The following is a 24517-nucleotide window of genomic DNA, read 5'->3' as shown; positions in this document are numbered from 1 at the left end:
GCGAACGAAAGAAGGCTGGACAGATGACCAGACGGTGGCAGATGGCCCTGGGCGCGAATGTGCTTCTCGGAATCCCGGGTGTGATACCCATCTGGCTGCTGTGGTTCCTCGCGGCGAACTGGCTGAGCGGCCCCGAGCCGACGGACAACGACCCCATGGTGCTCTGGCTGCCGATCGCCGCCATCATCGTCGGCCCTTACGCAATGCTCTGGTGGTCGGTCAACCGGTCCATAAGGCGCCGGAGTGTCCTCACACCGCGCACCTACTGGCCGCTCAGTGCCCTGGCCACCTTCCTGCCGAGCATGGCGCTCATCATCTACTCATCGTGAGAAGGGAACAAGACGTGCACACCGAGAGGCGCGGCAGCGTGAACGGCATATCGAGACGAGCCTTGGTCAAGAGCACCGGGCTGATCACCGCCGCGGTCGCCGCGGGGGCCTTCGCACCCGGCACAGCCGCGGCCGGTACCCGGAGCGGTACGACGGCCCGGCCCGCGGACGTGCCGAAGAAGGCGCCCACTTCGGCGAACGGCTGGCCCCTGGAGAAGGAGGCCAACCACGTCTCAACAGTGTGGACACGGTCCGTCCCCGGCACGGGCCTTGAGCTCGACGTCCGGATCGGCGACGTGGAGGCGATCCTGCTCCACGTCATCCGGCGCTTCCACTACGAGGTCGAGCAGCTCACCCGGATCGACCTCGCGGGATGGCGTCGTATCGGCGGTCTGAACAAGAATCGGCCGGAGTCCAACCTTGCCTCCGGCACGGCGGTCCAGATCCGTCCGGGCGCGAGTGCGAGCGGTGGGCTCTTTCCGCTTCAGCTGCTGACGCTGCGCGACATCCTCGCCGACTGCGAGGGCGTGGTCCGCTGGGGCGGCGACGACAGTCCGGTGGACGAGTCGCTCTTCTACATCGACCTCGGCCCGGCGGACAGGCGGGTGCGCGAACTTGCCGACAAGTTCCGCGCGGCGGAGGCCACCCCCGGCCAGGGCGCCGGCGTCGACGTGGATGTCCTCGACAAGTCCCGGCGCAGCCGCGCGAACCACCTTGCCCAGCAGCAGCGGGTGAGCTGAAGGCAGAGCGAAGCGGTGGGCCGTACCGCCGGTCGGCGGCGGTACGGCCCACTGTGATTCGCTCAGCCCCGGTTCAGTTCGAACCACACCACCTTGCCAGTACTCAACCGCGTGGCCCCCCACCGACGGGCCAGCCGGTTCACCAGGTACAGCCCACGCCCGCCCTCGTCCGTGGCCCGGGCCTGGCGCAGGCGCGGCAACTGCGGTACGTCGTCCCCGACCTCGCACCGCAGCACATCGGTCCGCAGCAACCGCAATGTCACCGGCCGCGTGGCATACCGCACCGCGTTGGTCACGACCTCGCTGACCAGCAGCTCGACCGAGTCGGTGAGCTCCTCGAGGCCCCAGCGGGCCAGCGCACGCCGGGCCAGCCGTCGGGCACGACCCGGCGCCGCGTCCTCCGGCTCCAGGAACCAGTACGCCACGTCGCTCGGCGCGATCCCGTCGAAGCGGGCGGCGAGCAGCGCGATGTCGTCGTCCCGGTCGCCCGGGCCGAGCATGTCGAGGACCTCGTCGCAGAGCGCTTCGAGGGGCGGCGGGTGGTCGGGTCCGGTGAGCTGCGCGGTGGCGGCGAGCTTCTCGCGCAGCTGCTCTATGCCGGTCCACACGTCACGCAGGCGCGACTCGACGAGACCGTCGGTGTACAGCAACAGCGTCGCTCCGGCCGGTGCGTCCAGCTCCACGGCCTCGAAGTCGACGCCGCCGACGCCGATCGGCGCCCCTGCCGGTACGCGCAGCACTTCCGCACGGCCGCCCAGGTGCAGCAGGACCGGCGGCGGATGACCGGCGTTGGCGATGGTGATGCGGTGCGAGACCGGGTCGTAGACCGCGTACAGGCAGGTCGCCATGCGGTCGGTGCCCAGGCGCTGGGCCTGCTCGTCGAGGTGGTGCAGGACCTCCTGCGGGGGCAGGTCGAGGCCGGCGAGGGTCTGGGCCGTGGTCCGCAGCTGGCCCATGATCGCGGCCGACGTCATGGAGTGGCCCATGACGTCACCGACGACCAGCGCCACGCGGCTGCCCGGCAGCGGGATCGCGTCGTACCAGTCGCCGCCCACCCGGGCCGTCTCGGCGGCCGGGAGGTAGCGGGAGGCGAGCCGCACGCCCGTCGGACGCGGCAGGGTCTCCGGCAGCATCGTCCGCTGCAACTCGTCGGCGATGTACGCCTCCCGGCCGTACAGCACCGCCTTGTCGATGCCGAGCGCGCTGTGCGTGGCGAGCTGGGCGGCGACGAGGAGGTCGTCGGGCTCGAAGGCGATGCGGTCCGGGCGGCGCAGGAAGACCGCGGCGCCGATGACACGGCGGCGGCCGCGCAGCGGGGCGAGGATCGCACGCTGACCGTCGGGGATGATCAACTCGCCGTCCTCGCCGAGGAGTTCGGGCAGGGCGGCGCGGGCGGCGGGCGCGTCGGCGAAGACGGGACGTACGCCGCGCAGCACCTCGGCGAGCGCACCGCCGGGCCGCACCTCGCAGAGTTCGGCGGTGACGGCCGACAGCTCGGACAGTTCGTTCGGCTCCGGCTGCTGCGCCCCCGGGGACAGGAAGCCGCCCTCGGTGTCCCGCTCCTCCGGGATCCGGTCGGTACGGCGCAGCCGCAGCACGACGGGCCCCGTGGGCCGTTCGTCGCCGACCGGCAGCGGGTCGCGCAGATAGACGAGGATCGCGTCGGAGAAGGTCGGCACGGTCGCCCGGCACAGCCCCATCACGATCTCGTCCAGGTCGATGCCGCGGGCGATCCGCCGGGTGGCGGCGCCCACGAAGCGCAGCCGGTCTCCGTCCCGCCGCATCGGCGTGGGCCGCCCCGGCGGCAGTCCCTGCCCGGAGCGCCGCTCGGCGGAATCCTGCGGCTGCTCGGCGCCGGGCTGGGGCGGTATGGCCTCCGGAACGGGCCGCGGCCGGTGTGTGTCGGGCTCGGCGGCGACGGAGGGCTGCGAGTGCTCGGGGCCGTTGCCGGCGATGTCTGGGGGCTCCTTGCTCGGGCCGGACGGTGCGGTGCTGCCCGGCGTGGAGGGGGTCTCTCCGGTGCGCGCCTGCGCGGGTAAGGCGGTCCCCGCGCGGGAGTCGCCGCCAGGGGAGTGCGGCGGCGTGGAGTGCGCCGTGGACGGTGTCGAGGTACGCACGAGCGCCCCGCGGGGCTCCGCGGGGTCCACGCCCGTCTCGGGGCGTTCGAAGGAGGTCGGCTGCTCCGTCACGCCTTTCGAATCCATCCGTCCGGGGCTGCGCGCCATGCGCGCAGTTCGGCCCGCCGAAACTCCGATACCCGGAATACGTGCCCCAGGAACGGAATTGCCGCGTGACCAGAGGCAGTTCCTGTGCCGTCGGGGCAGCGTCTGCCCGTCCCGACGTTGCCCTGGTAACCCTCGCTCACGTCCTGCCGCCCCTCGGTGACGATCGGTCAAGCCCGGCGCGCACTCCGGTAGTTGTCGCTGCGCGCCCTTGCGGAGGACGATCCTACGTTTGTTGCCCGGGGGCGCATCAAGGGTCTCATGAGGACATGTGCGCGGGTGTGCGATCCCAGTCCTCAGGCAAAGAAGGTACAGCCCAGGCGGGATCGGGGCGCCAGTGCTGCCAGCCGTCCGCGAACGGCGACCCCCAGGCGCGGATCACCTCCACCGCCTCGCGCCCCGCCTCCCGCACCTGCGCGGCGAGCCGGTCGTCCATCAGCCCGTCCCGCTGGGCCTGCGCGAACTCGTCCTCGTCCCGCCAGTGCCAACTGCGGTCCGGGTGCACGGAGATGTCGAGAAAGTGGTCCTCGGAGTCCACCCCGCCCGCCCAACGGGCCATCGGCTCCTCAAGGTTCACGTACCAGTTCTTGAACTGCCACCCGGGTTCCCAGAACAGCCACACCGACCACGGCTCCCGGGGCCGCGCGAGCTTCAGCACCCCGGTCCCGAACCACCGGTCGCGCTGGACGGAACGCGGCTTGGTGTACCGCGTCTCCAGCGGTTCCATGTGCACGGAGGTCCCGTCGGCCAGCACGGGTTTGACGCACTCCGTCCCCGGGGCCAGCCATACGGCGAGGATCTCGGCGTCGTCCCGTACGACGGTGACGGGACGCGCGATGTGGAAGCGACGGCCGGCGTTCTCCCGGTACCGCCACAGGATGTGTGTGCCGGGCGCCCAGAAGCCCGTCGATCCGCCCGCTTCCACTTCCGTCGTCACCGCTCCACCGTCCGCCATGCACAGATATTAGGTGCCACAGGCATACGACGCTGCGGCACGCGTCACGGTTCACGCCGCGGTGATCATTGGTTACGGCCGTGTCATCCGCAGGACATCGAGGGCCTCGTCGAGTTGCTCGACGGTGAGGTCGCCGCGCTCCACGTACCCGCTGTCCAGGACGACTTGACGGATCGTCCTCCGCTCCGCGAGCGCCTTCTTGGCGACCTTGGCGGCTTCCTCGTACCCGATGTACTTGTTGAGCGGCGTGACCACGGAGGGTGACGACTCGGCGTACTCCAGGGCCCGTTCGCGGTGGGCGACGATGCCGTCGACGGTGCGGTCGGCCAGCAGCCGGGAGGCGTTCGCGAGCAGCCGGATCGACTCCAGGACGTTCTTCGCGATGACGGGCAGCATCACGTTCAGCTCGAAGTTGCCGGCGGCTCCGGCGGTGGCCACGGTGGCGTCGTTGCCGACGACTTGAGCGGCGACCATGAGCACGGCCTCGGGGATGACCGGGTTGACCTTGCCGGGCATGATCGACGACCCCGGCTGGAGGTCGGGGAGGCTGATCTCCGCGAGCCCGGTGCGCGGTCCGGACGACATCCACCGCAGGTCGTTGGCGATCTTCGTCAGCCCGACCGCGATGGTCCGCAGTTGCCCGCTGGTCTCCACGATCCCGTCCCGGGCGCCCTGCGCCTCGAAGTGGTCGCGGGCCTCGGTGAGGGGCAGCCCGGTGGTGCGGGCGACCTCCTCGATGACGGCGGCGGAGAACCCGGGCGGGGTGTTGATGCCAGTCCCCACGGCCGTACCGCCGAGGGGAAGTTCGGCGAGGCGGGGCAGGGAGGCGTGGAGCCGCTCGACGCCGTACCGCACTTGGGCCGCGTAACCGCCGAACTCCTGACCCAGCGTCACGGGCGTGGCGTCCATGAGATGGGTCCGCCCCGACTTCACGACGTCGGCGAATTCCTCGGCCTTGCGCTCCAGGGACCCGGCGAGGTGCTCGAGGGCCGGGACGAGGTCGCGGGTGACGGCGGCGGTGGCGGCGATGTGGATGGAGGACGGGAAGACGTCGTTGGAGGACTGCGAGGCGTTGACGTGGTCGTTCGGATGTACGTCCCGCCCGAGCCGCTCGGTTGCGAGGCTGGCGATGACCTCGTTGGTGTTCATGTTGGACGAGGTGCCGGACCCGGTCTGGAACACGTCGATGGGGAAATGCTCGTCCCACCGCCCCTCGGCGACCTCGTGAGCGGCTTCCTGGATGGCCTCGGCGATGTCCTTGTCGAGCACCCCGAGCCGCGCGTTCACCTTTGCGGCGGCCCCCTTGATCCGGGCGAGGGCCTCGATGTGGGCGCGCTCGATGCGCTGGCCGGAGATGGGGAAGTTCTCGACGGCCCGCTGGGTCTGGGCCCGCCACTTGGCGTCCGCGGGGACGCGGACCTCGCCCATGGAGTCGTGCTCGATTCGATACTGCTGGTCGCCGTCGTCGGCCTTGGTCGTCATCGTTGTCGTACCTCCGGGAGTGAGAGCGCATGGGTTTGGGGGTGTATTCCCCACCCGGGATCGTCAGGCGCGGTCTCGTCACTCCTCGTGGGCCCCGCCCTCACCCGTCGTCCACGGGTGAGGGCGGTCCGTACGAACGCGGGCGTCAGACCAGCCCCGGCCCCCGCACCGGAATCGACGTGAACGTCGGCGCCGGCGCCGGGTCCTGGAAGAAGTCGTTGCCCTTGTCGTCGACGACGATGAACGCGGGGAAGTCCTCGACCTCGATCTTCCAGACGGCCTCCATGCCGAGCTCCTCGTACTCGACGACCTCGACCTTCTTGATGCAGTCCTGGGCGAGGCGGGCGGCCGGGCCGCCGATGGAGCCCAGGTAGAAGCCGCCGTGGGTGCCGCACGCGTCCGTGACCTGCTTGCTCCGGTTGCCCTTCGCCAGCATCACCTTGGAGCCGCCCGCCGCCTGGAACTGCTCGACGTAGGAGTCCATACGGCCGGCCGTGGTCGGCCCGAAGGAGCCGGACGCGTAACCCTCGGGCGTCTTCGCCGGACCCGCGTAGTACACCGGGTGGTCCTTCAGGTACTGCGGCATCTCCTCGCCCGCGTCAAGGCGTTCCTTGATCTTGGCGTGCGCGATGTCACGGGCCACGACCAGCGGGCCGGTGAGCGAAAGCCGGGTCTTCACCGGGTACTTGGTGAGCTCCGCGAGGATCGAGTCCATCGGCTGGTTGAGGTCGATCTTGACGACGTCCCCGTCCCCCGCGGCGGAGCCGCTATGGGATTCAGCAAGGTGCTCGTCCGTCGTCTCCGGCAGGAACCGCGCCGGGTCCGTCTCCAACTGCTCCAGGAAGACGCCCTCGGCCGTGATCTTCGCGACGGCCTGACGGTCGGCGGAGCAGGACACGGCGATGGCGACGGGGCACGAAGCGCCGTGCCTGGGAAGCCGCACCACCCGCACGTCGTGGCAGAAGTACTTGCCGCCGAACTGCGCCCCGATCCCGATCTTCTGCGTCAGCTCGAAGACCTTCTCCTCCAGCTCCTTGTCCCGGAAGCCGTGCCCGAGCGGCGAGCCCTCGGCCGGGATCTCGTCCAGGTAGTGCGCGGAGGCGTACTTGGCGGTCTTCAGCGCGTACTCGGCGGACGTACCGCCCACCACGATCGCCAGGTGGTACGGCGGACAGGCGGCCGTACCCAGCGAACGGATCTTCTCCTCCAGGAACTTCATCATGGAGGCCTCGTTCAGGACGGCCTTCGTCTCCTGGTAGAGGAAGGACTTGTTGGCCGAGCCGCCGCCCTTCGCCATGAACAGGAACTTGTAGGCGCCGCCGTCGGTGGCGTACAGCTCGATCTGCGCGGGGAGGTTGGAGCCGGTGTTCTTCTCCTCCCACATGGTGAGCGGAGCCATCTGCGAGTAGCGCAGGTTGAGGTTCAGATACGCGTCGTAGATGCCGCGGGAGAGGGCCTCCTCGTCGCCGCCCTCCGTAAGCACGTTCTGGCCGCGCTTGCCCATCACGATCGCCGTACCGGTGTCCTGGCACATGGGGAGCACGCCGGCGGCCGCGATGTTCGCGTTCTTCAGCAGGTCCAGGGCGACGAACTTGTCGTTGCTGGACGCCTCCGGGTCGTCGATGATGCGCCGCAGCTGAGCCAGGTGCGCGGGCCGCAGATAGTGCTGGATGTCGTGGATGGCCTCCTCGGCCAGCTTGCGCAGCGCCTCGGGCTCGACCTTGAGGAACGTCCGCCCGTCGGCCTCGAAGGTGGAGACACCCTCGGAGGTCACCAGCCGGTACGGGGTGGTGTCCTCTCCCATGGGGAGCAGATCGGTGTACGCGAACTCAGGCATCTCAGCCCATTCCTCACTCGACAGACGACAGCCGCCTCCATTGGCGGCCTCATCAGCGTAGAACCTGTCCGAGGCCGGGAGCTTGTGAGGTAAGGCTCAGTTCGGCATCCCCTTCGTCATCCGCAGGGGTATCGCGATCTATCGTGTTTCGGTACGCTGCTTGTCGTGGACCTTCAGAAGCGCCCTGCGCCCACCGTCTCCGATGTCACCGAGCTCCGCGCCTCCGACGCCGATCGCGACCGGATCGCCGACATCCTGCGCGACGCCCTGGCCGAGGGCCGCCTCACCGCCGATGAGCACGCCGAGCGCGTCGAGGGCGTGCTGGCGGCGAAGACGGTCGGTGAACTGGATGTCTTCATACGGGACCTGCCCGCAGCCCACGTGCGCCGCGCGCCGTATGTGCCCGCCCCCGCCCGCCCCGCCCCCGGCGCGATCCCCGCCGACCCCGACGAGAACGTGGTGGCGGTCTTCAGCAGCGCCGTCCGCAGGGGCCGTTGGCGCGCGGGCCGCCGTATCCATGCGTACGCGATCTTCGGCAGCGTGGAGATAGACCTCAGTGAGGCGCTCTTCGAGTACCAGCAGGTCGTCATCCGCGCGATATCGGTCTTCGGCAGCGTGGAGGTCCGCGTGCCGGAGAACGTCTCGCTGCGCGGCACGGGCGGCGGTGTCCTCGGCAACTTCGAGGTGGACACGCTCGACGCGGAGGATCCCCAGGCGCCGGTCGTCCATGTCGACGGCTGGGCGGTACTCGGCCACATCGAGGGCCGGCCGAAGCGGGGGAAGCTCGTCGCGGACATTCTCGACCGCGTGCAGCGCAAGGTCGACAAGGGTTTGCGCAAGCATCTGGATCGTTGACGATCGCGAATCAGTCCGTCTCCGTCCCGGCTCCACGGCCGTTCCCGTCGCCCTGCGGCGGCGCGCACGACCCCCCGAAATCCAGCGGTTCGGAACTGGCTGCATAGGCGCGCGCACAGCGGGTAGACCTTGCTGCATCGTCTCTCGCTCGCGAAGCCGTCGTCAGGAGTAGACCGTGCTGCAACCGCCGCATTCGTCCCTGCAGGTAGCTGCCGTTCCGGCCCAGCGGGTGCCAGTGCGAGACAGGGACCAAGACGCCCCGTGGCATACAGAGGCCGTGTGCCGCCGCGACGAGGCCGGCCTGTTCTTCGCCCCTTCGAAGGAGCCCACCGCGGCCCGCCTCTCCCGCGAGGAGGCCGCCAAGCGAGTCTGCGCCCGCTGTCCGGTCATGGTCGAGTGCCGCGAACACGCCCTTCTGCAGCCCGAACCGTACGGCGTCTGGGGCGGTCTCACCGCAGCGGAACGCCGAGTGGTCCTGGCGAGGCGCCGCCGCCGCGAGATGGAGTTGAAGAAGGCGACGAGGACGGCGGACCGTATAGCGCAGGCAGGCTGAGAAGCAACAAAGGGCGCCCCCTCCGCACAGGGGGCGCCTTTTTGACCAAGGGGAGTGGGCCAACCCAAGGGGCGCGGGGAACTGCGCGATCAACCACACACAACCGGTAGCCGCCGACGATCCGCAGTCCCGAGCTCTCAGGCGCTACTCACTACTTCGCGCGGTCGAAGTCAATCGCGCTGTAAGCCCGCAGCTTGCTCAACCGGTGCTCGGAGTCGATCCTGCGCACCGTCCCCGACTTCGACCGCATCACGATCGAGTCGGTGGTCGCGGTCTCCGACCGGTACCGCACACCCCGCAGCAACTCACCGTCGGTGATCCCGGTCGCGACGAAGAACACGTTGTCCCCGGCGACCAGGTCATCGGTCATCAGCACCCGGTCCAGGTCGTGCCCGGCGTCGATCGCCCGCTGCCGCTCCTCGTCGTCCTTCGGCCACAGCTTGCCCTGGATGGTTCCACCGAGGCACTTCACGGCACAGGCCGAGATGATCCCCTCCGGCGTACCGCCGATGCCGAGCAGCATGTCGACGCCGGTGCCCTCACGCAGTGCGTAGATGGACCCGGCGACATCGCCGTCGGAGATCAGCTTGATGCGCGCACCGGCGTCCCGGATCTCCTTGATGATGCCCTCGTGGCGAGGCCGGTCGAGGATGACGACGGTGACGTCCTCCGGCGTGGACCGCTTCGCCTTGGCGACCCGGCGGATGTTCACTTCCACGGGCGCGTTGATGTCGACGAAGTCGGCGGCCTCGGGCCCGGTGACCAGCTTGTCCATGTAGAAGACGGCGGACGGGTCGAACATGGACCCCCGGTCGGCCGCGGCGAGCACGGAGATCGCGTTGGGCATGCCCTTCGCGGTCAGCGTGGTCCCGTCGATCGGGTCGACGGCGATGTCGACCTCGGCCCCGGTTCCGTCGCCGACCCGCTCTCCGTTGAAGAGCATCGGTGCTTCGTCCTTCTCGCCCTCACCGATGACGACGACGCCGTTCATCGACACGGTGTGGACGAGGGTCCGCATGGCGCGCACCGCGGCACCGTCGGCGCCGTTCTTGTCGCCGCGCCCGACCCAGCGGCCCGCGGCCATCGCCGCCGCTTCGGTCACGCGGACCAGTTCCAGGGCGAGGTTGCGGTCGGGGGCTTCGCTGGGTACTTCGAGTTCGGACGGCAGATGATGATGATTCTCGGTCATCGGAGCGCACCTTTCTGATACGACGACGGCCGGATGAGGGTGACCGCCCTGACTCTATCCTCGGGCGCGCAGTATGAGCAGGGGGCCCCACGGATGAGCAGCCGGGGCACCTGCGACGATAGGGGGCGTGGCAGGTTCGAACGGCAAGCAGAAGTCGGTCCGCAACATGGTCCTCTCCCTGGGAGTGACCGTGCTCGCGGCGGGAGTCATCTATCTCTTCGTTCCCCATGAGGACGGCGCTCCCGACCTCCCGCGGGTCGACTACCGCGTCGAGCTGCTCACGGCCCGCCGCGCGGCGTCCTACCCCGTGGTCGCGCCGCAGGGCCTGCCCGAGTCCTGGAAGGCGACCTCCGTCCGCTTCAAGGGCGACGACTTCGACGCGTGGCACCTCGGCTTCCACATCCCCGGAGGGGAGTACGTGCAGGTCGAGCAGTCGGCCGAGAAGCCGGCGACCTTCCTGGAGGAGGCCACCCAGGGCGGGCAGGCGACCAAGGTCACCGAGGAGATCGGCGACCGGACGTGGACGCGGTACACGGGCGGCCGGTACGACGCCCTCGTGCACCAGGAGAAGGGCGCGACGACCGTGGTGGCGGGGACGGCGTCGTTCGAGCAGCTGACGCGGATGGCGAAGGCGCTGCAGGCGCACTGACCGTCCGCGCACGACTCGGCTGACGACGAAAGGCCCCCTGGCGACACCGCCGGGGGCCTTTCGTGTGCGCGGGCTCGGTGCCCGCCGGGTGCTCGGGTCGGTCAGACCGTCGTGATGACCTGGTCGTACTCCAGACGGGGGGAGCGCGGGTACCAGGCGTCGGGGCCCGGCTTGCCGATGTTGACGACCATCAGCGGGGTGTGGTCGTCGTCCAGGAACTCCTTGCGGACGCCCTCGAAGTCGAAGCCGGTCATGGGGCCGGCGGCCAGGCCGGCGGCGCGGACGCCGACGATGAAGTACGCGGTCTGGAGGGCGGCGTTCATGCCGGCGGCGTTCTCACGGGCCGCGCGCTCGCTGAAGAAGAGGTCCTTCGCCTGCGGGAAGGCCGGGAAGAGGTGCGGCAGCTCCTCGTGGAACTCGTTGTCCGCGGACAGGATCGCGACCAGCGGGGCGGCGGCGGTCTTGGCCTGGTTGCCCTCGGCCATGTGCTGCACCAGGCGCTCACGGGCCTCGGCGGAGCGGACCAGGGTGATGCGCAGCGGCGTCTGGTTGAAGGCGGTCGGGCCGTACTTGACCAGGTCGTAGATCGCCTGGACCTGCTCCTCGGTCACCGGCTCGTCGGTGAAGGAGTTGGCGGTGCGGGCCTCGCGGAACAGCAGGTCCTGGGCGGCGGAGTCAAGAACGAGAGACATGCGTGAACCTTCTCGGGATGTGCGTGGTGCGCGTAAACGGACCGGGGACCGGTTGTCGGGGTCGACGGTACGCGAGACAAGTTCAAGCTTCAACCAAAGGCGGGGTGTGGTGATCCGCTTCACATCACCGCGATGACGTCACGAGTCGTCCTGGCCGTCTTCCCGCTCGGCCTCGGCCTCCTCGGCGAGTGCCGCGTCCAGCCGCGCCCGCGCCCCCTCCAACCAGCGCCGGCACACCTTGGCCAGCTCCTCGCCCCGCTCCCAGAGCGCGAGGGACTCCTCCAACGTCGTACCGCCCGCCTCCAGGCGCCGTACGACCTCGATCAGCTCGTCCCGGGCCTGCTCGTACCCGAGGGCCTCTTCCACCTTGCTGGTCATTCGCCCACCCTATGCATCGGCCTGTGCGTCGACGCGTGCGTCGACGCGTGCGTCGACCCGTACGGAGAACTCTCCCTCGGCGACCCGCGCCCGCAGCGCCTCGTCCGCCGTCACCTCGCCCGGGTCCCGCACCACATGCCCGTCGGCCTTCTGCAGCACCGCGTACCCGCGCTTCAGGGTCGCCGCGGGGGAGAGGGCCACCACGCGCGCGTGCGTGTGGGTCAGCTCCGACTCGGCGCGGTCGAGGAGGTGGCCGAGGCAGCGGCGGCTCCGGTCCAGGAGCGAGGCCACGTGATCGGCGCGTTCGTCGATCATCCGGTGCGGATCCTCTATCGAGGGCCGCGCGAGGGCATGCGCGAGCCCGCGCTTCTCCCGCTCGACGAACGCCTCGACACACCGCCGGGCCCGGTCGCGCAGCATCCGCATCCGCTCGTACTCCTCACCCACGTCCGGTACGACCTTCTTGGCCGCGTCGGTGGGGGTGGAGGCCCGCAGGTCGGCGACGTGGTCGAGGAGGGGGTTGTCGGGCTCGTGCCCGATGGCGGACACGACCGGCGTACGGCATGAGGCGACGGCCCGGACCAGCTGCTCGTCGGAGAAGGGCAGCAGATCCTCGACGCTCCCGCCGCCCCGGGCGACGATGATCACATCCACGTCGTCGATCTCGTCGAGCTCCTTCACCGCCTGCACGACCTGCGGTACGGCGTGCACGCCCTGCACGGGGACGTTGCGCACCTCGAAGCGGACGGCGGGCCAGCGGTGGCGGGCGTTCTCCAGCACGTCCCGCTCCGCGGCGGAGGCCCGCCCGCAGACCAGGCCGATCAGCTGGGGGAGAAAGGGCAGCGGCTTCTTCCGCTCCGGTGCGAAGAGCCCTTCCGCGGCGAGGGCCTTCTTCAGCATCTCCAGCCGGGCGAGGAGCTCGCCGACGCCGACGGGCTTTATCTCGGTGGCGCGCAGGGAGAGCTGGCCGCGCGGGGCGTACCACTCGGGCTTGGCCAGTACGACGACCCTGGCGCCCTCGCTCACCACGTCGGCGACGTCGTCGAACACCTGCCGGTAGCACGTCACGCTGACGGAGATGTCGTACGACGGATCCCGCAACGTCAGAAACACGACGCCGGCGCCGGGGCGCCGCGACAACTGCGTGATCTGCCCCTCGACCCACACCGCCCCGAGCCGGTCGATCCACCCCCCGATGAGCCGCGACACCTCACCGACGGGCAGGGGCGATTCGGGAGACGTGTTCACAGCCATGCGCCGAGCGTAACGGCCGCCGCTGACAACGTGGCCCAGCCGAACGGGGGCCTGGCGGGGCTGCGGCCGGCCTCGCGGGGTTTCGCCCCCGCCGCCCCTACCCGTCCCATCCCCAGGGGCTGCCGCCCCTTCGACCCCGCCTCTGGGGGCCTGCGGCCCCCAGACCCCCGCTTCGGCCCTGAACGGGCCTCGTCCTCAAACGCCGGACGGGTAATTCCAGCCACTCCGGCGTTTGAGGAGCGGGGGTCCAGGGGGCGGAGCCCCCTGGCCGGGGTCGAAGGGGCGGAGCCCCTTCAGGATGGGACGGGTAGGGGCGGCGGGGGCGAAAAACCCCTCACAGCCCACCGTCAGTCTCCCCACCAACCCGTCACCCACACGACCTTCGACCCCCCGACCGCACCCTTACGATGGGACGCATGACTGCTTCGCCTGGCCGCCGTGTCCTGCTCGCCGCCCCCCGTGGCTACTGCGCGGGTGTGGACCGCGCCGTGATCGCCGTCGAGAAAGCCCTGGAGCAGTACGGCGCTCCGGTGTACGTCCGGCACGAGATCGTCCACAACAAGTACGTCGTCCAGACCCTGGAGAAGAAGGGCGCGATCTTCGTCGAGCGGACGGAGGAGGTCCCGCCGGGCAACATCGTCATGTTCTCGGCACACGGCGTGGCCCCCGTCGTCCACGAGGAGGCCGCGCGCGGCAAGCTGGCCACCATCGACGCGACGTGCCCGCTGGTCACCAAGGTCCACAAGGAAGCCGTCCGCTTCGCCAAGGAGGACTACGACATCCTCCTGATCGGGCACGAGGGTCACGAAGAGGTCATCGGTACGTCCGGCGAGGCCCCCGACCACATCCAGCTCGTCGACGGCCCGGCGGATGTCGCCAAGGTCGAGGTCCGTGACCCGTCGAAGATCGTGTGGCTGTCGCAGACCACCCTCTCCGTCGACGAGACGATGGAGACCGTGGACGCGCTGAAGGAGAAGTTCCCGCAGCTGATCTCCCCGCCCAGCGACGACATCTGCTACGCCACGCAGAACCGCCAGCTCGCGGTGAAGCAGATGGGCGCCGAGGCCGAGCTGGTCATCGTGGTCGGCTCCCGCAACTCCTCCAACTCCAAGCGGCTGGTCGAGGTCGCCAAGCTGGCGGGCTCCCGCGAGGCCTACCTCGTGGACTTCGCGAGCGAGATCGACGAGGCCTGGCTGGAGGGCGTCACGACGGTGGGCGTCACCTCCGGCGCCTCCGTCCCGGAGGTGCTGGTCGAGGAGGTCCTGGAGTGGCTCGCCCAGCGCGGCTACGGCGACGTCGAGCTCGTCAAGGCGGCCGAGGAGTCCATCACCTTCTCCCTGCCGAAGGAGCTGCGCCGCGATCTGCGCGAGGAGGCGGCGGCGCTGGTCGCCGAGCGCACGGGGGCCGGCGAGGGCTCCGCGGACGCGAGGGAGTGACCGTCAGTCCGCCGTCGTAACGTAGGGCCATGCAGATCTTCGGCTTGGACATCGGCGGATCCGGGATCAAGGGCGCCCCGGTGGACCTCGACAGGGGCGATCTCGCTCAGGAGCGCTTCAAGGTGCTCACTCCGCACCCGGCCACACCCGACGGGGTGGCCGACGGTGTGAAGCAGGTCGTCGAGCACTACGGCTGGACGGGGCCGGTCGGGCTGACCTTCCCCGGCGTGGTCACCGACGGATCCACGATCCGTACGGCGGCGAACGTCGACAGAGGCTGGATCGACACGGACGCGCGCGCGTTGTTCAGCGAGCGTCTCGGCGGCCTGCCGGTGACGGTGGTCAACGACGCGGACGCGGCCGGCGTGGCCGAGATGCACTTCGGCGCGGGCCGCGACCGCCGGGGCACCGTGATCCTGCTCACCTTCGGCACCGGCATCGGCAGCGCGCTGTTCGTCGACGGCGCCTTGGTCCCCAACACCGAGCTGGGCCATCTCGAACTCCACGGCCACGACGCCGAGAAGCGCGCCTCCAGCAAGGCCAGGGAGGACGAGGACCTGTCGTGGGAGCACTGGGCCGAGCGCGTCCAGAAGTACCTGGCCCATGTCGAGATGCTGTTCTCCCCGGAACTGTTCATCATCGGCGGCGGGGTGAGCCGGAAGTCCCACAAGTTCCTGCCCCACATCGAGGGCATCAAGGCGGAGATCGTCCCGGCGCGGCTGCAGAACAACGCGGGGATCGTGGGGGCGGCGATGCGGGCGGCGGAGAAGGACAGCTGAAGGACGTCTGCAGGACGTCCAGGGACGTCCGAAGGACAAGCTGGTCGAGGACAAGCTGGTCGACGCTCACCCCGACCGGCGGCGGGCCGCCGCCCTGCGCACCATCAGGCGGACCCTTCGTACGGTCACGATGAGAGCGGTGACCAGCGTCCCCCCGTACAGCCACCCGGCCTCAGTGGCGAGGGCGGTCACGATCCCCATCAGGTGACCGCCGATCCCCCCGCCCTGGTCGGCCACCGGAACCAGCCCCACCGCGAAGGCGATCGGCACGACCACCGGCGCGGTCATCAGGTCGCCCCTGCGCACCCAGACCGCCGTCAGCACGCACACCGGCAGGAACAGCACGCTGTACACCGTGAGCGACGACCCGAACAGCAGCGCGTCGAGGTAGCCGAGCAGGAGCATCACGGCACCGCAGAACAGGCCGCCGCCCAGACCGGTGAGCCGGGGGTTGGGAAACCGGCGCGCGGTCTGCGGCGCGGGGGACGGCCCGGGTCGCCGTACCGCCGCTGCCGCCGGGGCCGTACCCGGGCGGCGCTGGGAGACGGGCCGGGTCGACCGGGCCGGCTGGGCGGATCCGGTGGCGCGGGACGGCCGGGCGGGGCGGGAGGAGCTCGCCGCCGGGGCGGAGCCGGACGACCGGGGCGGCCAGACGGACCGATCCGAACCGCTCACACCCCTCACCCGGCCCGCACCGCCCGCACCGCGCTCACCCCGCGCGAACCCGCCCGCGCCCCGCCTCGTACGACCTTCGCCCCGCTCCACACCGACCCCGTCCGGCGCGCACCCGCGCTCACCCCGCGCGAACCCGCCCGCGCCCCGCCCCGCACCACCCCCGCCCCGCGCCGCCTGCGGCGGCAACGGCGGCGGCGTACCGCGTCGCGAGTCATACCCGGCAGGTCGCGCCCTGTCTGGCTCCACTGCACCAACCTAGGTCGGTTTATGTGGTGAATCGGCCCTCAGACACGCCCGGGGGCGGACCTTGGCCACCTGTTCGATGCGCCGACCCTCGGCCGCCGGGGCCCGGTCCGGTACGCCGTAGACTGGTGGATCGGCCCGTGCGTCTGCATCATCTGCATCGAAGATCGAAGAAGGACCGGGCCCCAGCCCAGCCCAGCCCTGAAGTCCTCTCACGTACGGGAAGTCGCAACGTGTCGCTCACGATCGGAATCGTCGGTCTGCCGAATGTCGGCAAGTCGACCCTGTTCAACGCCCTGACCAAGAACGACGTGCTCGCGGCCAACTACCCGTTCGCCACGATCGAGCCGAACGTCGGCGTGGTCGGTGTCCCCGACGCGCGGCTCACCAAGCTGGCCGAGATCTTCTCCTCCCAGCGGATCCTCCCCGCGACCGTCGACTTCGTCGACATCGCCGGCATCGTGCGCGGCGCCTCCGAGGGTGAGGGCCTGGGCAACAAGTTCCTCGCGAACATCCGTGAGTCCGACGCGATCTGCCAGGTCATCCGCGCCTTCAAGGACGAGAACGTCGTCCACGTCGACGGCAAGGTCTCACCCAAGGACGACATCGAGACGATCAACACCGAGCTGATCCTCGCCGACCTCCAGACCATCGAGAAGGTCCTGCCCCGGCTCCAGAAGGAGTCGCGGATCAAGAAGGACATCGCGCCGAAGGTGAAGGCCGTCGAGGAGGCCAAGGAGATCCTGGAGAAGGGCGACACGCTCTTCGCGCACGGCATCGTCCAGGGCACCGAGCGCAACGAGCTCCTGCACGACCTGCACCTGCTCACCACCAAGCCCTTCCTCTACGTCTTCAACGTCGACGAGGACGAGCTGGTCGACGAGGACTTCAAGAACGAGCAGCGCGCCCTGGTGGCCCCCGCCGAGGCGATCTTCCTCAACGCCAAGCTGGAGGCGGACCTCGCCGAGCTCGACGAGGAGGACGCGATGGAGCTGCTGGAGTCGGTGGGCGCCGAGGAGCCCGGCCTCGCGACCCTCGCCCGCGTCGGCTTCAACACCCTCGGCCTGCAGACCTACCTGACGGCCGGCCCCAAGGAATCCCGCGCCTGGACCATCAAGAAGGGCGCCACCGCTCCCGAGGCCGCAGGCGTCATCCACACCGACTTCCAGAAGGGCTTCATCAAGGCCGAGGTCATCTCCTTCGCCGACCTGGTGGAGACCGGCTCGGTGACCGAGGCCCGTGCCAAGGGGAAGGCGCGGATGGAGGGTAAGGACTACGTGATGCAGGACGGGGACGTGGTGGAGTTCCGCTTCAACGTGTAGCGGGTGACATATCACCACGTCGTTGATCTGGCAAACATGCAGGTCAGAGGGGGTCCGACTCTTCGGGGTCGGGCCCCTTGATTTTTACGGTGCTGGATAGGTGCTGGATTTTCTGACCTCTCGTCACCTGTCATCACCCCTCCTATCCGTACCGTGCTGGATTCGTGCTGGGTGTCTTTGCGGCACGCTGGCACGTAGTGGGACTGCGTACCTGCTCGGCGGTCCACTGACGTGGTCGGCGGATTGTCAGTGCTGACTTCTAGGATCGTCTCGACAGCTGAACCGGCGAGCAGGCACAGCAGTGGAGGGGCGAAATGGGGTCATCTCAGGGCTCTGGGCGCGTCACAGCGCCCGAACCGACGATTGCGCCGATCTCGACGCTCGCGCACCGCGTGCTGTCCGGAGAGATCGTTCTGCCGAAGTACCAGCGGGCGTTCGTCTGGGAGCCAGAACAGGTGCTCTATCTGCTGGACTCGGTCCGCCGGAACTATCCCATCGGCAGTTTGCTGATGTGGCGTACGTCCGACCGGAGGCTGGCCAGCGGTCACGAGATTGCTGGGCTGACCGCCGTTCCGCAGGTGTCCGGGGCTCCGGTGCAGTACGTCATCGATGGACAGCAGCGGCTGGCGAGTCTCGTGGGTGCGATGCACGGCGAGGGGGCACGGTGGAGGATCGGATTCGACCTGGCCCGTGAGGAATTCCTGTATCTCACGGAGGAGACCCCGGCCGGTGCGCACGTCATTCCCGTTCGCGACCTGGACTCGGCGGGCTCGATGATGGCGTGGGTGTTGAGGGATAAACCGACGGACGAGCACGTGCGGCGCGCTCAGGCGCTGAGCGATCAGTTTCGCGGGTACCAGGTACCGGTCGTGACCATGCTCGAGGTCACCGAGGAGGACTCGGCCCGCATCTTCGAGCGGATCAACAGCACGGGCACGAGGATGGACATCGTCGACCTTGTGCGCGCCGGGACCTGGTCGAGCGACTTCGACCTCAAGGAGGAGATCGAACAGCTGCTGCAGGTCCTCGACCGGAAGCGGTACGGCCGAGTCGACACCAAGACGATGCTCCGCACGATTTCCGCAGCCGCCGGCTTGGGGTTCTCCACGAAGTCCATCCAGGACCTGCGGCGTCTCGACCGCGCGGAGTTGCAGGACGCGGTGAGCGAGGCCGGCAAAGCGGCCGCTCGAGCGGTCGACTTCCTCTTCACCCAGATCCGGACCCCCCGCGCCGAGGCTCTGCCGTACTACAACCAGTTCGCGGTCCTGGTGGAGCTGTTCCGGCAGCTCCCCAAACCGTCCGCCGATCAGTACGCGGCGATCGGCCGGTGGTTCTGGCTGACGGCGAGTAGCGAGTACTTCAAGGGCTGGCGCGAGTCACAGATGACGGCCGACCTCGACGCGGTGAGCGCTTTCGCCAACGGCCAGGCGACGGAGATCGAGACGGGGGCGGCTCTGCCGCGCGACGTGCTCTGGCAGCGGACGCAGTTCTCCCGCGCCAACGCGCCAACCAAGCTGCACGTCTTGCTGATGTCGTACGAGAAGCCCGTGGACCTCAACACCGGCCAGGCCATCGACACCGACAAGGCGCTGGCCGGGCAGAACGACAAGCAATTCCACCACTTCTTCCCGCGCGCCTTTCTGAAGCGACGCGGAGTGAGCGCGGCTCGGGCGAACGTGTGCGGAAACCTGATCATGTTGAGCGCGATCACCAACAACAACGTCTCCGACTCTCCGCCCTCCGTGTATCTCAAGGACTTGATCGACTGGCACGGCGAGGACACTCTGAGAGCTCGGCTGCGGACCTGTCTCGTCGAGGAGGACGCCTACCAGGCTGCTCTGCGAGATGACTACGAGGGCTTCCTGAAGGCTCGCTCGCGGACCCTGCACGCGCGTCTGATCGACCTGATCGGATCGGCTGCCGAGGGCGGCGATGGCTCAAGGCCGGACGTCACGTCGATGGGCGCCGAGGAGTCCGAGGAGCCCGACCCCGTACCTGACGACGCGGAGCCGTTCGACCGCGACTCGGTCGACTGAGCCGGGCCTGATCGGCATGCGCATGAGGGAGGTCCCGGCGCAGGATCGGCCACGAGAACGGCTGCTCGACCGGGGTGCGGAGGCCCTGTCCGACCGGGAGCTTCTCGCACTGCTGCTGGGGGCGGGCCTGGCCGGCCAGGACGCCGTGGAACTGGCGGGTCGGTTGATCGCCCGGCACGGCGGGCTGTACGCACTGTCGCGAGTCCCTGCCGATGAGCTCGCCGCCAGCCTGCCGGGTGTAGGCCCGGCGAAGGCGGCGCGGGTCGCGGCGGCGTTCCAGTTGGGACGGCGGGCGGCGGTGCAGCAGGCTCCCGGCCTGCGGCGGGTTTCCGGCTCCGCCGACCTGGCGGCCGCCGCGAGCCCTCTCCTCCGTGGCTTGCGCCACGAACGCGCGGTTCTGGTGACCTGCGACGGGGCTGGCGTGGTCCTCCGCACCTCCGTCCTCACTGACGGCGCGTCCGACCGCACCCTGGTCCCGGTCCGCGACACGCTCGCTCGCGTTCTTGCCCTCGGCGGCACGGCGTTCGGTGTCGCCCATAACCACCCCACCGGCCGCCTGACGCCGAGCGACGCCGACCGCCTGACGACATCCCGCCTTGCGGCGGGGGCGGAGGCGGTCGGTCTGCGCTTCCTCGACCACGTGGTGGTCACGGATTCGGGATGGCGGCGGGTCCCGCCCGACTGACCCGCCTACAGGCGCCCGGAGAAGGCGGCGTCGAGCAGGCCCTTACGCAGCACCTCCAGGTCGACGACTTGCCGGGCGCCGGCCTCGGCGACGCGGCGGGCCAGCGTGAGGCGTTCAGCGATGCGGCGCTGTTCCGGCAGCGGAGGGAGCGGGACCTCCGTGGAGAGCAGGGTGGCCGGGGTGGTGCGCTTGCGTCGCACCATCGAGCCACGAGGCGTCAGCCTGGACCACAGTTCCGGCCACGCGAGGAGGTGGCCGATGTACGCGGGGTGCGCGGTCTCGGTGTTCAGGCTGAAAACCGGGTACTCGGGCGAGACGTAAGTGCCCGAGAAACTCTCGTCGACGACGGCTAGCGCGCCTTCCCATGCGTTCAGCTTGCTCATCACGATTTGGCCCTTACGCAGGCGCGCGAATCGCGGATACGCGGTCTCGGAGCCCTGAATGACGGGACGCTTGATGAGCCCCTTGCCGAAGCTGTAGATACCGGTGACGGCGTACTTCTCGTCTGACGAAACGTCGACAAAGTCCTGGTCGACGCGCAGAGCGGAGCCGAGGGTCGCAACCTGGTCCACAGACCTGAGCAGCGAATCCGCGTGCTGTTGCACTAGCGCGTCCGACTCCTTCTTCAGCTGCGCCACTCGGGTAATACTGCCCATCGCCGCGTCCAGCTTGTCGGCGATGCGGCGCTGTTCATTCAGGTGCGGCAGAGGTACTTGGAGCGCTAGCAAACGCTCTGCACTGACCCGCTCTCGACGGGCGCCGATTCCCTTAGACTCGCCTTTCAGCATATCCCAGAAGGCTGGCCAGCCAAACAAGTGCTTCACGTAACGACTTTCCCCAACTCCCTCCCTCAAAGAGAAGGTAGGGAACTCTGGGGAAGCGAAGTATCCGTCGAATTCGTCCGGCACTAGCGCGATCGCCCCCTCGAACGCCTTTAGGCGGCTCATGACGAACTGTCCACCGGCCATTCGGTGAAGCACCTTGTAGCTGGTCTGCCCACCTGTAATTTGCTCGCGCGCGAACACCCCATTTCCGAATCCACGAACCCCAGCGATGCGATAGACCTCTTCTGAGGTCACGACGTGAGCATCGATATTTACGCGAAGGATGTCACTTAGCGGACGAACGTCAGGCGCTTTCATCGCTCTCCGCCCAGCCCTTCGCGCAACTCCGTCAGCAACCGGAGGATCTCCTCTTCCGTCTTCACCAGCTCGTCCACCAGCTCCTCCGGCGTTCGGTGGGCCAACTCATCCCCGATGTGCGGGTTGGGGCGATCGAGGTTGTAGCCGTCCGCGATGATCTCCGCCGCCGGGACCGACCACGCGCGCTCCCCCGCCTCGCGGCCCTCGCGCGTCTTGCCGCCCCACCAGGCCACGCAGTCGTCGTACTCCTCCAGCTGCTGCGGCTTCGTCTTGGTGTAGCCGCGGCGGCCCTCCGGGAGGGGGATCTCGTAGAACCAGACGTCCCGCGTGGGGCCGGTCTTCTCGAAGAAGAGGATGTTGGACGGGATCTGCGTATAGGGAGCGAAAACCCCCTGGGGAAGGCGAACGACGGTGTGCAGGTTGCACTCCTTCATCAGCTTCTTCTTGATCTTCGCGCCGATCGAGTTCTCGCCGGAGGCGAAGAGCGAGCCGTTCGGCAGGACGATCGCACAGCGGCCGCCCAGCTTCAGCTGGTCCAAGATCGAGTACAGGAAGAGCCAGGCCGTCTCCTGCGTCTGGAAGGCGGACGGGAAGGCCGTGACGACCGACGACTCCTCCTCCCCGCCGAACGGCGGGTTGGTGAGGACCACGTCCACCTTGTCCGCCGCCTGCGCGTTCCGCATAGTGAGGAGTGCGTTCTCGCGCCGGAGGCGGGGGGCGTGAACGCCGTGGAGGAGCAGGTTCATCGAGGCCAGCAGATACGGCAGCGGTTTCTTCTCGATGCCCTTGAGGTTCGCGTGGAGCTCGCGCTGCTGCGTCTCGGTCTTGACCCTCCCCTCCAGTTCCTCGTACGCCTGCACCAGGAATCCGCCGGTCCCACAGGCCGGGTCGAGGATCGTCTCGCCGAGTTCGAGGAACGACTGCCGCACCATGAAGCGGTTGACGGGGCGCGGTGTGTAGAACTCGCCGGAGTCGCCGGCCGCGTCGCGCATCTCCCGCAGGATCGACTCGTAGACGAACGCCATGGTGTGGATGTCGTCGTGCGAGATGAAGTGAATCTTGTTGACGATGTTCACGAGGTCACGCAGCAGCGTTCCCGACTGCATGCGGTTGACGACGTCCTTGAAGATCAGCGAGATGACGTTGCGCGGGTCCTCCGCCCCCCGGTCGGCCTCCCTGCCCAGGCCCGCCAGGTAGGGGATCAGCTCGTCGTTAACGAAGGCCTTCAGCTCGTTGCCGCTGAGGTCCTCGTCCGTCGCCCAGTCCGTCCAACGGTATGGCTTCTCGATCGCCCGGCGGTATCCGCCCGGGTCCAGCGCCTCGCCCTCCTCCTCGACGCGCTCCTCGAATGCTTTGAGGAACAGGAGCCAGGACAGCTGCGGCAACCGGTCCAGGTCGCCGTTCATGCCGGCGTCCTTGCGCATGGTGTCGCGCGCGGACTTGATCAGGGACGCCAGGCGAGCCTGAGTGGTGACGGGTGCCTTTTCCGCCGCTTTCCTTCTGGTCGCTGCCATGTCAGTTCAGTTGGTCCTTCTGCTCGTTCCGTCCCGGAAATGCGGTGTCTCCGTCGCCCGTCCCTGCGTCCTCAGCAAGCGTCCGGGCCCACAGCTCGCGGACCAAGGCCATCGCGGCGTCGAGGGTCGGTGGAATGCTGGTCGCCAACTCCCTGGCGATCTCCGGATAGTCGTCCCGCCACCGCGGCGGCGGGTCAGGAAGCACGAGGGGAACCTCGTGCGTGGCCCGTACCGCGAACACGTGTCGCACGGCCTTCAACAGGTCCATGTCGCCGGAGAGCCCGCTCTCGATCAGGAGCACGAGGTCCACCAGGTCCTTGACCCGGGTATTGGGCCGATCGCCGTAGTCGCGGGTGAGCGCGTGGAGTTTCTCCGCGAAGTGTTGACGCCGGTCGACCGCCTCGATCGCACGCGCTGGCGCACCGGCGAACTCCAGCGTGTTGGGGAGGGGCAGGCGCTCGGTGAGTGTGATCTCCTCGCCACGGTCGACCACGTCCACCCTGACACCGGCGAAGACCTTCCCCGCCAGGTGCGCCTCGACGGAGAAGCGCCACCCACCCCGCCCGGCGACGTCCGCCTTCAGGGCCACCGGCGCCGCGACACGGAACCGGAATCCGTCGGCGTCGAGGTCGCGGTCCAGAGCCTCGATGAGCAGGTCGCGGACCGCATCCCCGTCAAGACCTCCGCCGACCGGATCAGGCCGTACGGCCAGGTCGAGGTCCTTGGTGGTGCGCGCGCGCCCGGTGAAGCGGAACTCCATGACGGCACCGCCCTTCAGTACCCAGCCGCCGGCGCGGTCCTCGGCCAGCCGCGCCGCGAGGCGGTCGAAGACGACCAGCCGCCGTCGTCGAGCCAGGTCCGCACCGGTCTCGGCGGCCTCCTGCTTGAGTCGCGCCTCCAGCGCCCTCCTCAGGTCCGCCGCATTCCGGTACCGCCCGGTCACGACAGAGCTCCGAGCGCGCGCTCGATTCCCAGCTCGGACCGTGGTCCGCAAAGCTGGGCTGCGTGCAGCAGCTTCCGACGGGTGATCATTCCGCGCTCCAGGGCCTCGGACACCGCGGATTCGAGCACGTCCTGGTCCTCCCCGTCGGCAGCACTCTCCGCCAGCGCCCTCAGCGGCGTCGTCACCCGGTATCCGGCACGCCCCTCACTGTCTCCGTCGGCGAGATCGGCATGGTGCAGGATCACCGCGTCCGTGGTCTGTCGGAAGGCGCGCGGCACGGTGAGATGGATGCGGGAGGGGTTGGCCACCCCCAGATCATGGGCCGCCAGAGCGCTGGCATGTGAGATCACCGCGCGCCCCCTGCTCCACAGCGACCAGCGGACGAACTGCTCGTCGCCTTCGCTCGGCAGGTCCGCGAACTCACGGAAGCGGTAGATGGCCCGGTCGACCGCAAGCCAGTTGCCGTGCTGCGCGTGGTAGCGCTGGGCCTGGTACGAGTACCCCGCCTTCCGGGCCTGTGCGGCGGTGAAATACCCCCGCTGTCCGGCGGCGATCCGCCAGAGCGTGGCGCGGGTGTCCGTACGATCTCTGAGCACCTCCCCAGCGT

General features: G+C 69.2%; 24 protein-coding genes. 10 read left to right on the top strand and 14 right to left on the bottom strand.

The features are described 5' to 3' along the window. The first annotated feature begins 23 nt into the window (after positions 1 to 23). Positions 24 to 329 (top strand): hypothetical protein, encoded by a 306-nt coding sequence (locus QQM39_RS14920; RefSeq protein WP_301997191.1) that lies wholly within the window; start codon positions 24 to 26, stop codon positions 327 to 329. A 14-nt stretch (positions 330 to 343) separates the two neighbouring features. Then, positions 344 to 1069 carry a hypothetical protein gene (locus QQM39_RS14915; RefSeq protein WP_301997189.1) on the top strand — a complete coding sequence of 242 codons (726 nt, stop codon included), beginning with the start codon at positions 344 to 346 and terminating at the stop codon, positions 1067 to 1069. 62 nt (positions 1070 to 1131) lie between these two features. Here the strand turns inward: QQM39_RS14915 and QQM39_RS14910 are convergent, their stop codons facing one another. The 4 genes from QQM39_RS14910 to QQM39_RS14895 all read right to left on the bottom strand — a co-directional run bounded on the left by QQM39_RS14910 (position 1132) and on the right by QQM39_RS14895 (position 7565). Further along, positions 1132 to 3273 (bottom strand): SpoIIE family protein phosphatase, encoded by a 2142-nt coding sequence (locus tag QQM39_RS14910; protein WP_301997188.1) that lies wholly within the window; start codon positions 3271 to 3273, stop codon positions 1132 to 1134. 277 nt (positions 3274 to 3550) lie between these two features. After that, positions 3551 to 4246 (bottom strand): DUF402 domain-containing protein, encoded by a 696-nt coding sequence (locus tag QQM39_RS14905; protein WP_301997187.1) that lies wholly within the window; start codon positions 4244 to 4246, stop codon positions 3551 to 3553. 72 nt (positions 4247 to 4318) lie between these two features. Next, the gene (locus tag QQM39_RS14900; protein WP_301997186.1) at positions 4319 to 5728 is read right to left on the bottom strand and encodes an aspartate ammonia-lyase; all 1410 of its coding nucleotides are present in this window, start codon (positions 5726 to 5728) and stop codon (positions 4319 to 4321) included. A 145-nt stretch (positions 5729 to 5873) separates the two neighbouring features. After that, on the bottom strand, positions 5874 to 7565 hold the full coding sequence (locus QQM39_RS14895; RefSeq protein ID WP_301997185.1) for a fumarate hydratase: 1692 nt from the start codon (positions 7563 to 7565) through the stop codon (positions 5874 to 5876). A gap of 165 nt (positions 7566 to 7730) precedes the next feature. Here QQM39_RS14895 and QQM39_RS14890 point away from each other — a divergent pair, with 165 nt between their 5' ends. Both QQM39_RS14890 and QQM39_RS14885 read left to right on the top strand, forming a co-directional pair. Beyond that, entirely contained in the window at positions 7731 to 8420 is a 690-nt protein-coding gene (locus tag QQM39_RS14890) for a DUF1707 domain-containing protein (RefSeq protein ID WP_301997184.1), read from the top strand. Between the two features lie 175 nt (positions 8421 to 8595). After that, positions 8596 to 8973, top strand: coding sequence for a WhiB family transcriptional regulator (locus QQM39_RS14885; RefSeq protein WP_301997183.1), 378 nt, complete (start codon positions 8596 to 8598; stop codon positions 8971 to 8973). 151 nt (positions 8974 to 9124) lie between these two features. Here QQM39_RS14885 and glpX read toward each other — a convergent pair whose 3' ends face one another. Then, complete coding sequence (glpX, locus tag QQM39_RS14880; protein ID WP_301997182.1) at positions 9125 to 10162, bottom strand: class II fructose-bisphosphatase; 1038 nt, start codon at positions 10160 to 10162, stop codon at positions 9125 to 9127. A gap of 127 nt (positions 10163 to 10289) precedes the next feature. Here glpX and QQM39_RS14875 point away from each other — a divergent pair, with 127 nt between their 5' ends. Continuing rightward, positions 10290 to 10811 (top strand): DUF4245 domain-containing protein, encoded by a 522-nt coding sequence (locus QQM39_RS14875; RefSeq protein WP_301997181.1) that lies wholly within the window; start codon positions 10290 to 10292, stop codon positions 10809 to 10811. 101 nt (positions 10812 to 10912) lie between these two features. On the opposite strand, the gene QQM39_RS14870 is transcribed toward QQM39_RS14875, so the two are convergent. The 3 genes from QQM39_RS14870 to xseA all read right to left on the bottom strand — a co-directional run bounded on the left by QQM39_RS14870 (position 10913) and on the right by xseA (position 13135). Then, positions 10913 to 11503, bottom strand: coding sequence for a malonic semialdehyde reductase (locus QQM39_RS14870; protein ID WP_301997180.1), 591 nt, complete (start codon positions 11501 to 11503; stop codon positions 10913 to 10915). Positions 11504 to 11641: 138 nt separating this feature from the next. Beyond that, complete coding sequence (locus QQM39_RS14865) at positions 11642 to 11881, bottom strand: exodeoxyribonuclease VII small subunit (protein ID WP_301997179.1); 240 nt, start codon at positions 11879 to 11881, stop codon at positions 11642 to 11644. Between the two features lie 9 nt (positions 11882 to 11890). Further along, entirely contained in the window at positions 11891 to 13135 is a 1245-nt protein-coding gene (gene xseA / locus QQM39_RS14860; RefSeq protein WP_301997178.1) for an exodeoxyribonuclease VII large subunit, read from the bottom strand. Between the two features lie 416 nt (positions 13136 to 13551). Between xseA and QQM39_RS14855 the strand changes: the two genes are divergently transcribed. Further along, a complete protein-coding gene (locus tag QQM39_RS14855; RefSeq protein ID WP_301997177.1) occupies positions 13552 to 14571 on the top strand; it encodes a 4-hydroxy-3-methylbut-2-enyl diphosphate reductase in 1020 nt (339 codons plus the stop codon). Positions 14572 to 14600: 29 nt separating this feature from the next. Continuing rightward, positions 14601 to 15350: a polyphosphate--glucose phosphotransferase gene (ppgK, locus tag QQM39_RS14850; protein WP_301997176.1), complete on the top strand. Its 750-nt coding sequence runs from the start codon at positions 14601 to 14603 to the stop codon at positions 15348 to 15350. Between the two features lie 66 nt (positions 15351 to 15416). On the opposite strand, the gene QQM39_RS14845 is transcribed toward ppgK, so the two are convergent. Together QQM39_RS14845 and QQM39_RS14840 are read right to left on the bottom strand one after the other, a co-directional pair. Then, positions 15417 to 16025, bottom strand: coding sequence for a DUF6542 domain-containing protein (locus QQM39_RS14845; RefSeq protein ID WP_301997175.1), 609 nt, complete (start codon positions 16023 to 16025; stop codon positions 15417 to 15419). Positions 16026 to 16030: 5 nt separating this feature from the next. After that, positions 16031 to 16240, bottom strand: a complete 210-nt coding sequence (locus QQM39_RS14840; RefSeq protein WP_301997174.1) for a hypothetical protein — start codon at positions 16238 to 16240, stop codon at positions 16031 to 16033. A gap of 261 nt (positions 16241 to 16501) precedes the next feature. Between QQM39_RS14840 and ychF the strand changes: the two genes are divergently transcribed. The 3 genes from ychF to QQM39_RS14825 all read left to right on the top strand — a co-directional run bounded on the left by ychF (position 16502) and on the right by QQM39_RS14825 (position 20311). Further along, the gene (ychF, locus tag QQM39_RS14835) at positions 16502 to 17590 is read left to right on the top strand and encodes a redox-regulated ATPase YchF (protein ID WP_301997173.1); all 1089 of its coding nucleotides are present in this window, start codon (positions 16502 to 16504) and stop codon (positions 17588 to 17590) included. Between the two features lie 392 nt (positions 17591 to 17982). Continuing rightward, the gene (locus QQM39_RS14830; protein WP_301997172.1) at positions 17983 to 19626 is read left to right on the top strand and encodes a DUF262 domain-containing protein; all 1644 of its coding nucleotides are present in this window, start codon (positions 17983 to 17985) and stop codon (positions 19624 to 19626) included. 22 nt (positions 19627 to 19648) lie between these two features. After that, positions 19649 to 20311 carry a RadC family protein gene (locus tag QQM39_RS14825; protein ID WP_301997171.1) on the top strand — a complete coding sequence of 221 codons (663 nt, stop codon included), beginning with the start codon at positions 19649 to 19651 and terminating at the stop codon, positions 20309 to 20311. Positions 20312 to 20316: 5 nt separating this feature from the next. On the opposite strand, the gene QQM39_RS14820 is transcribed toward QQM39_RS14825, so the two are convergent. Genes QQM39_RS14820 through QQM39_RS14805 form a run of 4 tightly spaced genes read right to left on the bottom strand, consistent with a single transcriptional unit; the run spans position 20317 to position 24506 of the window. Then, the gene (locus tag QQM39_RS14820; protein WP_301997170.1) at positions 20317 to 21390 is read right to left on the bottom strand and encodes a restriction endonuclease subunit S; all 1074 of its coding nucleotides are present in this window, start codon (positions 21388 to 21390) and stop codon (positions 20317 to 20319) included. 59 nt (positions 21391 to 21449) lie between these two features. Further along, positions 21450 to 22967, bottom strand: a complete 1518-nt coding sequence (locus QQM39_RS14815; RefSeq protein ID WP_301997169.1) for a class I SAM-dependent DNA methyltransferase — start codon at positions 22965 to 22967, stop codon at positions 21450 to 21452. A 1-nt stretch (position 22968) separates the two neighbouring features. Next, positions 22969 to 23910 carry a nucleotidyl transferase AbiEii/AbiGii toxin family protein gene (locus QQM39_RS14810; RefSeq protein WP_301997168.1) on the bottom strand — a complete coding sequence of 314 codons (942 nt, stop codon included), beginning with the start codon at positions 23908 to 23910 and terminating at the stop codon, positions 22969 to 22971. Further along, complete coding sequence (locus QQM39_RS14805; protein WP_301997167.1) at positions 23907 to 24506, bottom strand: hypothetical protein; 600 nt, start codon at positions 24504 to 24506, stop codon at positions 23907 to 23909. Before QQM39_RS14805 ends, QQM39_RS14810 begins: the two co-directional genes overlap by 4 nt. Positions 24507 to 24517: the final 11 nt, after the last annotated feature.

It is taken from the genome of Streptomyces sp. DT2A-34, from assembly GCF_030499515.1.
GTDB lineage: Bacteria > Actinomycetota > Actinomycetes > Streptomycetales > Streptomycetaceae > Streptomyces.
The sequence above is the reverse complement of the archived record's forward strand: the minus strand, read 5'-3'. Positions and strand labels throughout refer to the sequence as shown.

Excerpts from the sequence above, each read along its gene's own strand:
- QQM39_RS14900 (WP_301997186.1), bottom strand. The coding sequence starts at position 5,728 with ATGACGACCAAGGCCGACGACGGCGACCAGCAGTATCGAATCGAGCAC.
- QQM39_RS14825 (WP_301997171.1), top strand. The coding sequence starts at position 19,649 with ATGAGGGAGGTCCCGGCGCAGGATCGGCCACGAGAACGGCTGCTCGAC.
- QQM39_RS14895 (WP_301997185.1), bottom strand. The coding sequence starts at position 7,565 with ATGCCTGAGTTCGCGTACACCGATCTGCTCCCCATGGGAGAGGACACC.
- QQM39_RS14840 (WP_301997174.1), bottom strand. The coding sequence starts at position 16,240 with ATGACTCGCGACGCGGTACGCCGCCGCCGTTGCCGCCGCAGGCGGCGC.
- QQM39_RS14855 (WP_301997177.1), top strand. The coding sequence starts at position 13,552 with ATGACTGCTTCGCCTGGCCGCCGTGTCCTGCTCGCCGCCCCCCGTGGC.
- QQM39_RS14920 (WP_301997191.1), top strand. The coding sequence starts at position 24 with ATGACCAGACGGTGGCAGATGGCCCTGGGCGCGAATGTGCTTCTCGGA.
- QQM39_RS14905 (WP_301997187.1), bottom strand. The coding sequence starts at position 4,246 with ATGGCGGACGGTGGAGCGGTGACGACGGAAGTGGAAGCGGGCGGATCG.
- QQM39_RS14870 (WP_301997180.1), bottom strand. The coding sequence starts at position 11,503 with ATGTCTCTCGTTCTTGACTCCGCCGCCCAGGACCTGCTGTTCCGCGAG.
- ppgK (WP_301997176.1), top strand. The coding sequence starts at position 14,601 with ATGCAGATCTTCGGCTTGGACATCGGCGGATCCGGGATCAAGGGCGCC.
- QQM39_RS14815 (WP_301997169.1), bottom strand. The coding sequence starts at position 22,967 with ATGGCAGCGACCAGAAGGAAAGCGGCGGAAAAGGCACCCGTCACCACT.
- QQM39_RS14910 (WP_301997188.1), bottom strand. The coding sequence starts at position 3,273 with ATGGATTCGAAAGGCGTGACGGAGCAGCCGACCTCCTTCGAACGCCCC.
- xseA (WP_301997178.1), bottom strand. The coding sequence starts at position 13,135 with ATGGCTGTGAACACGTCTCCCGAATCGCCCCTGCCCGTCGGTGAGGTG.
- glpX (WP_301997182.1), bottom strand. The coding sequence starts at position 10,162 with ATGACCGAGAATCATCATCATCTGCCGTCCGAACTCGAAGTACCCAGC.
- QQM39_RS14865 (WP_301997179.1), bottom strand. The coding sequence starts at position 11,881 with ATGACCAGCAAGGTGGAAGAGGCCCTCGGGTACGAGCAGGCCCGGGAC.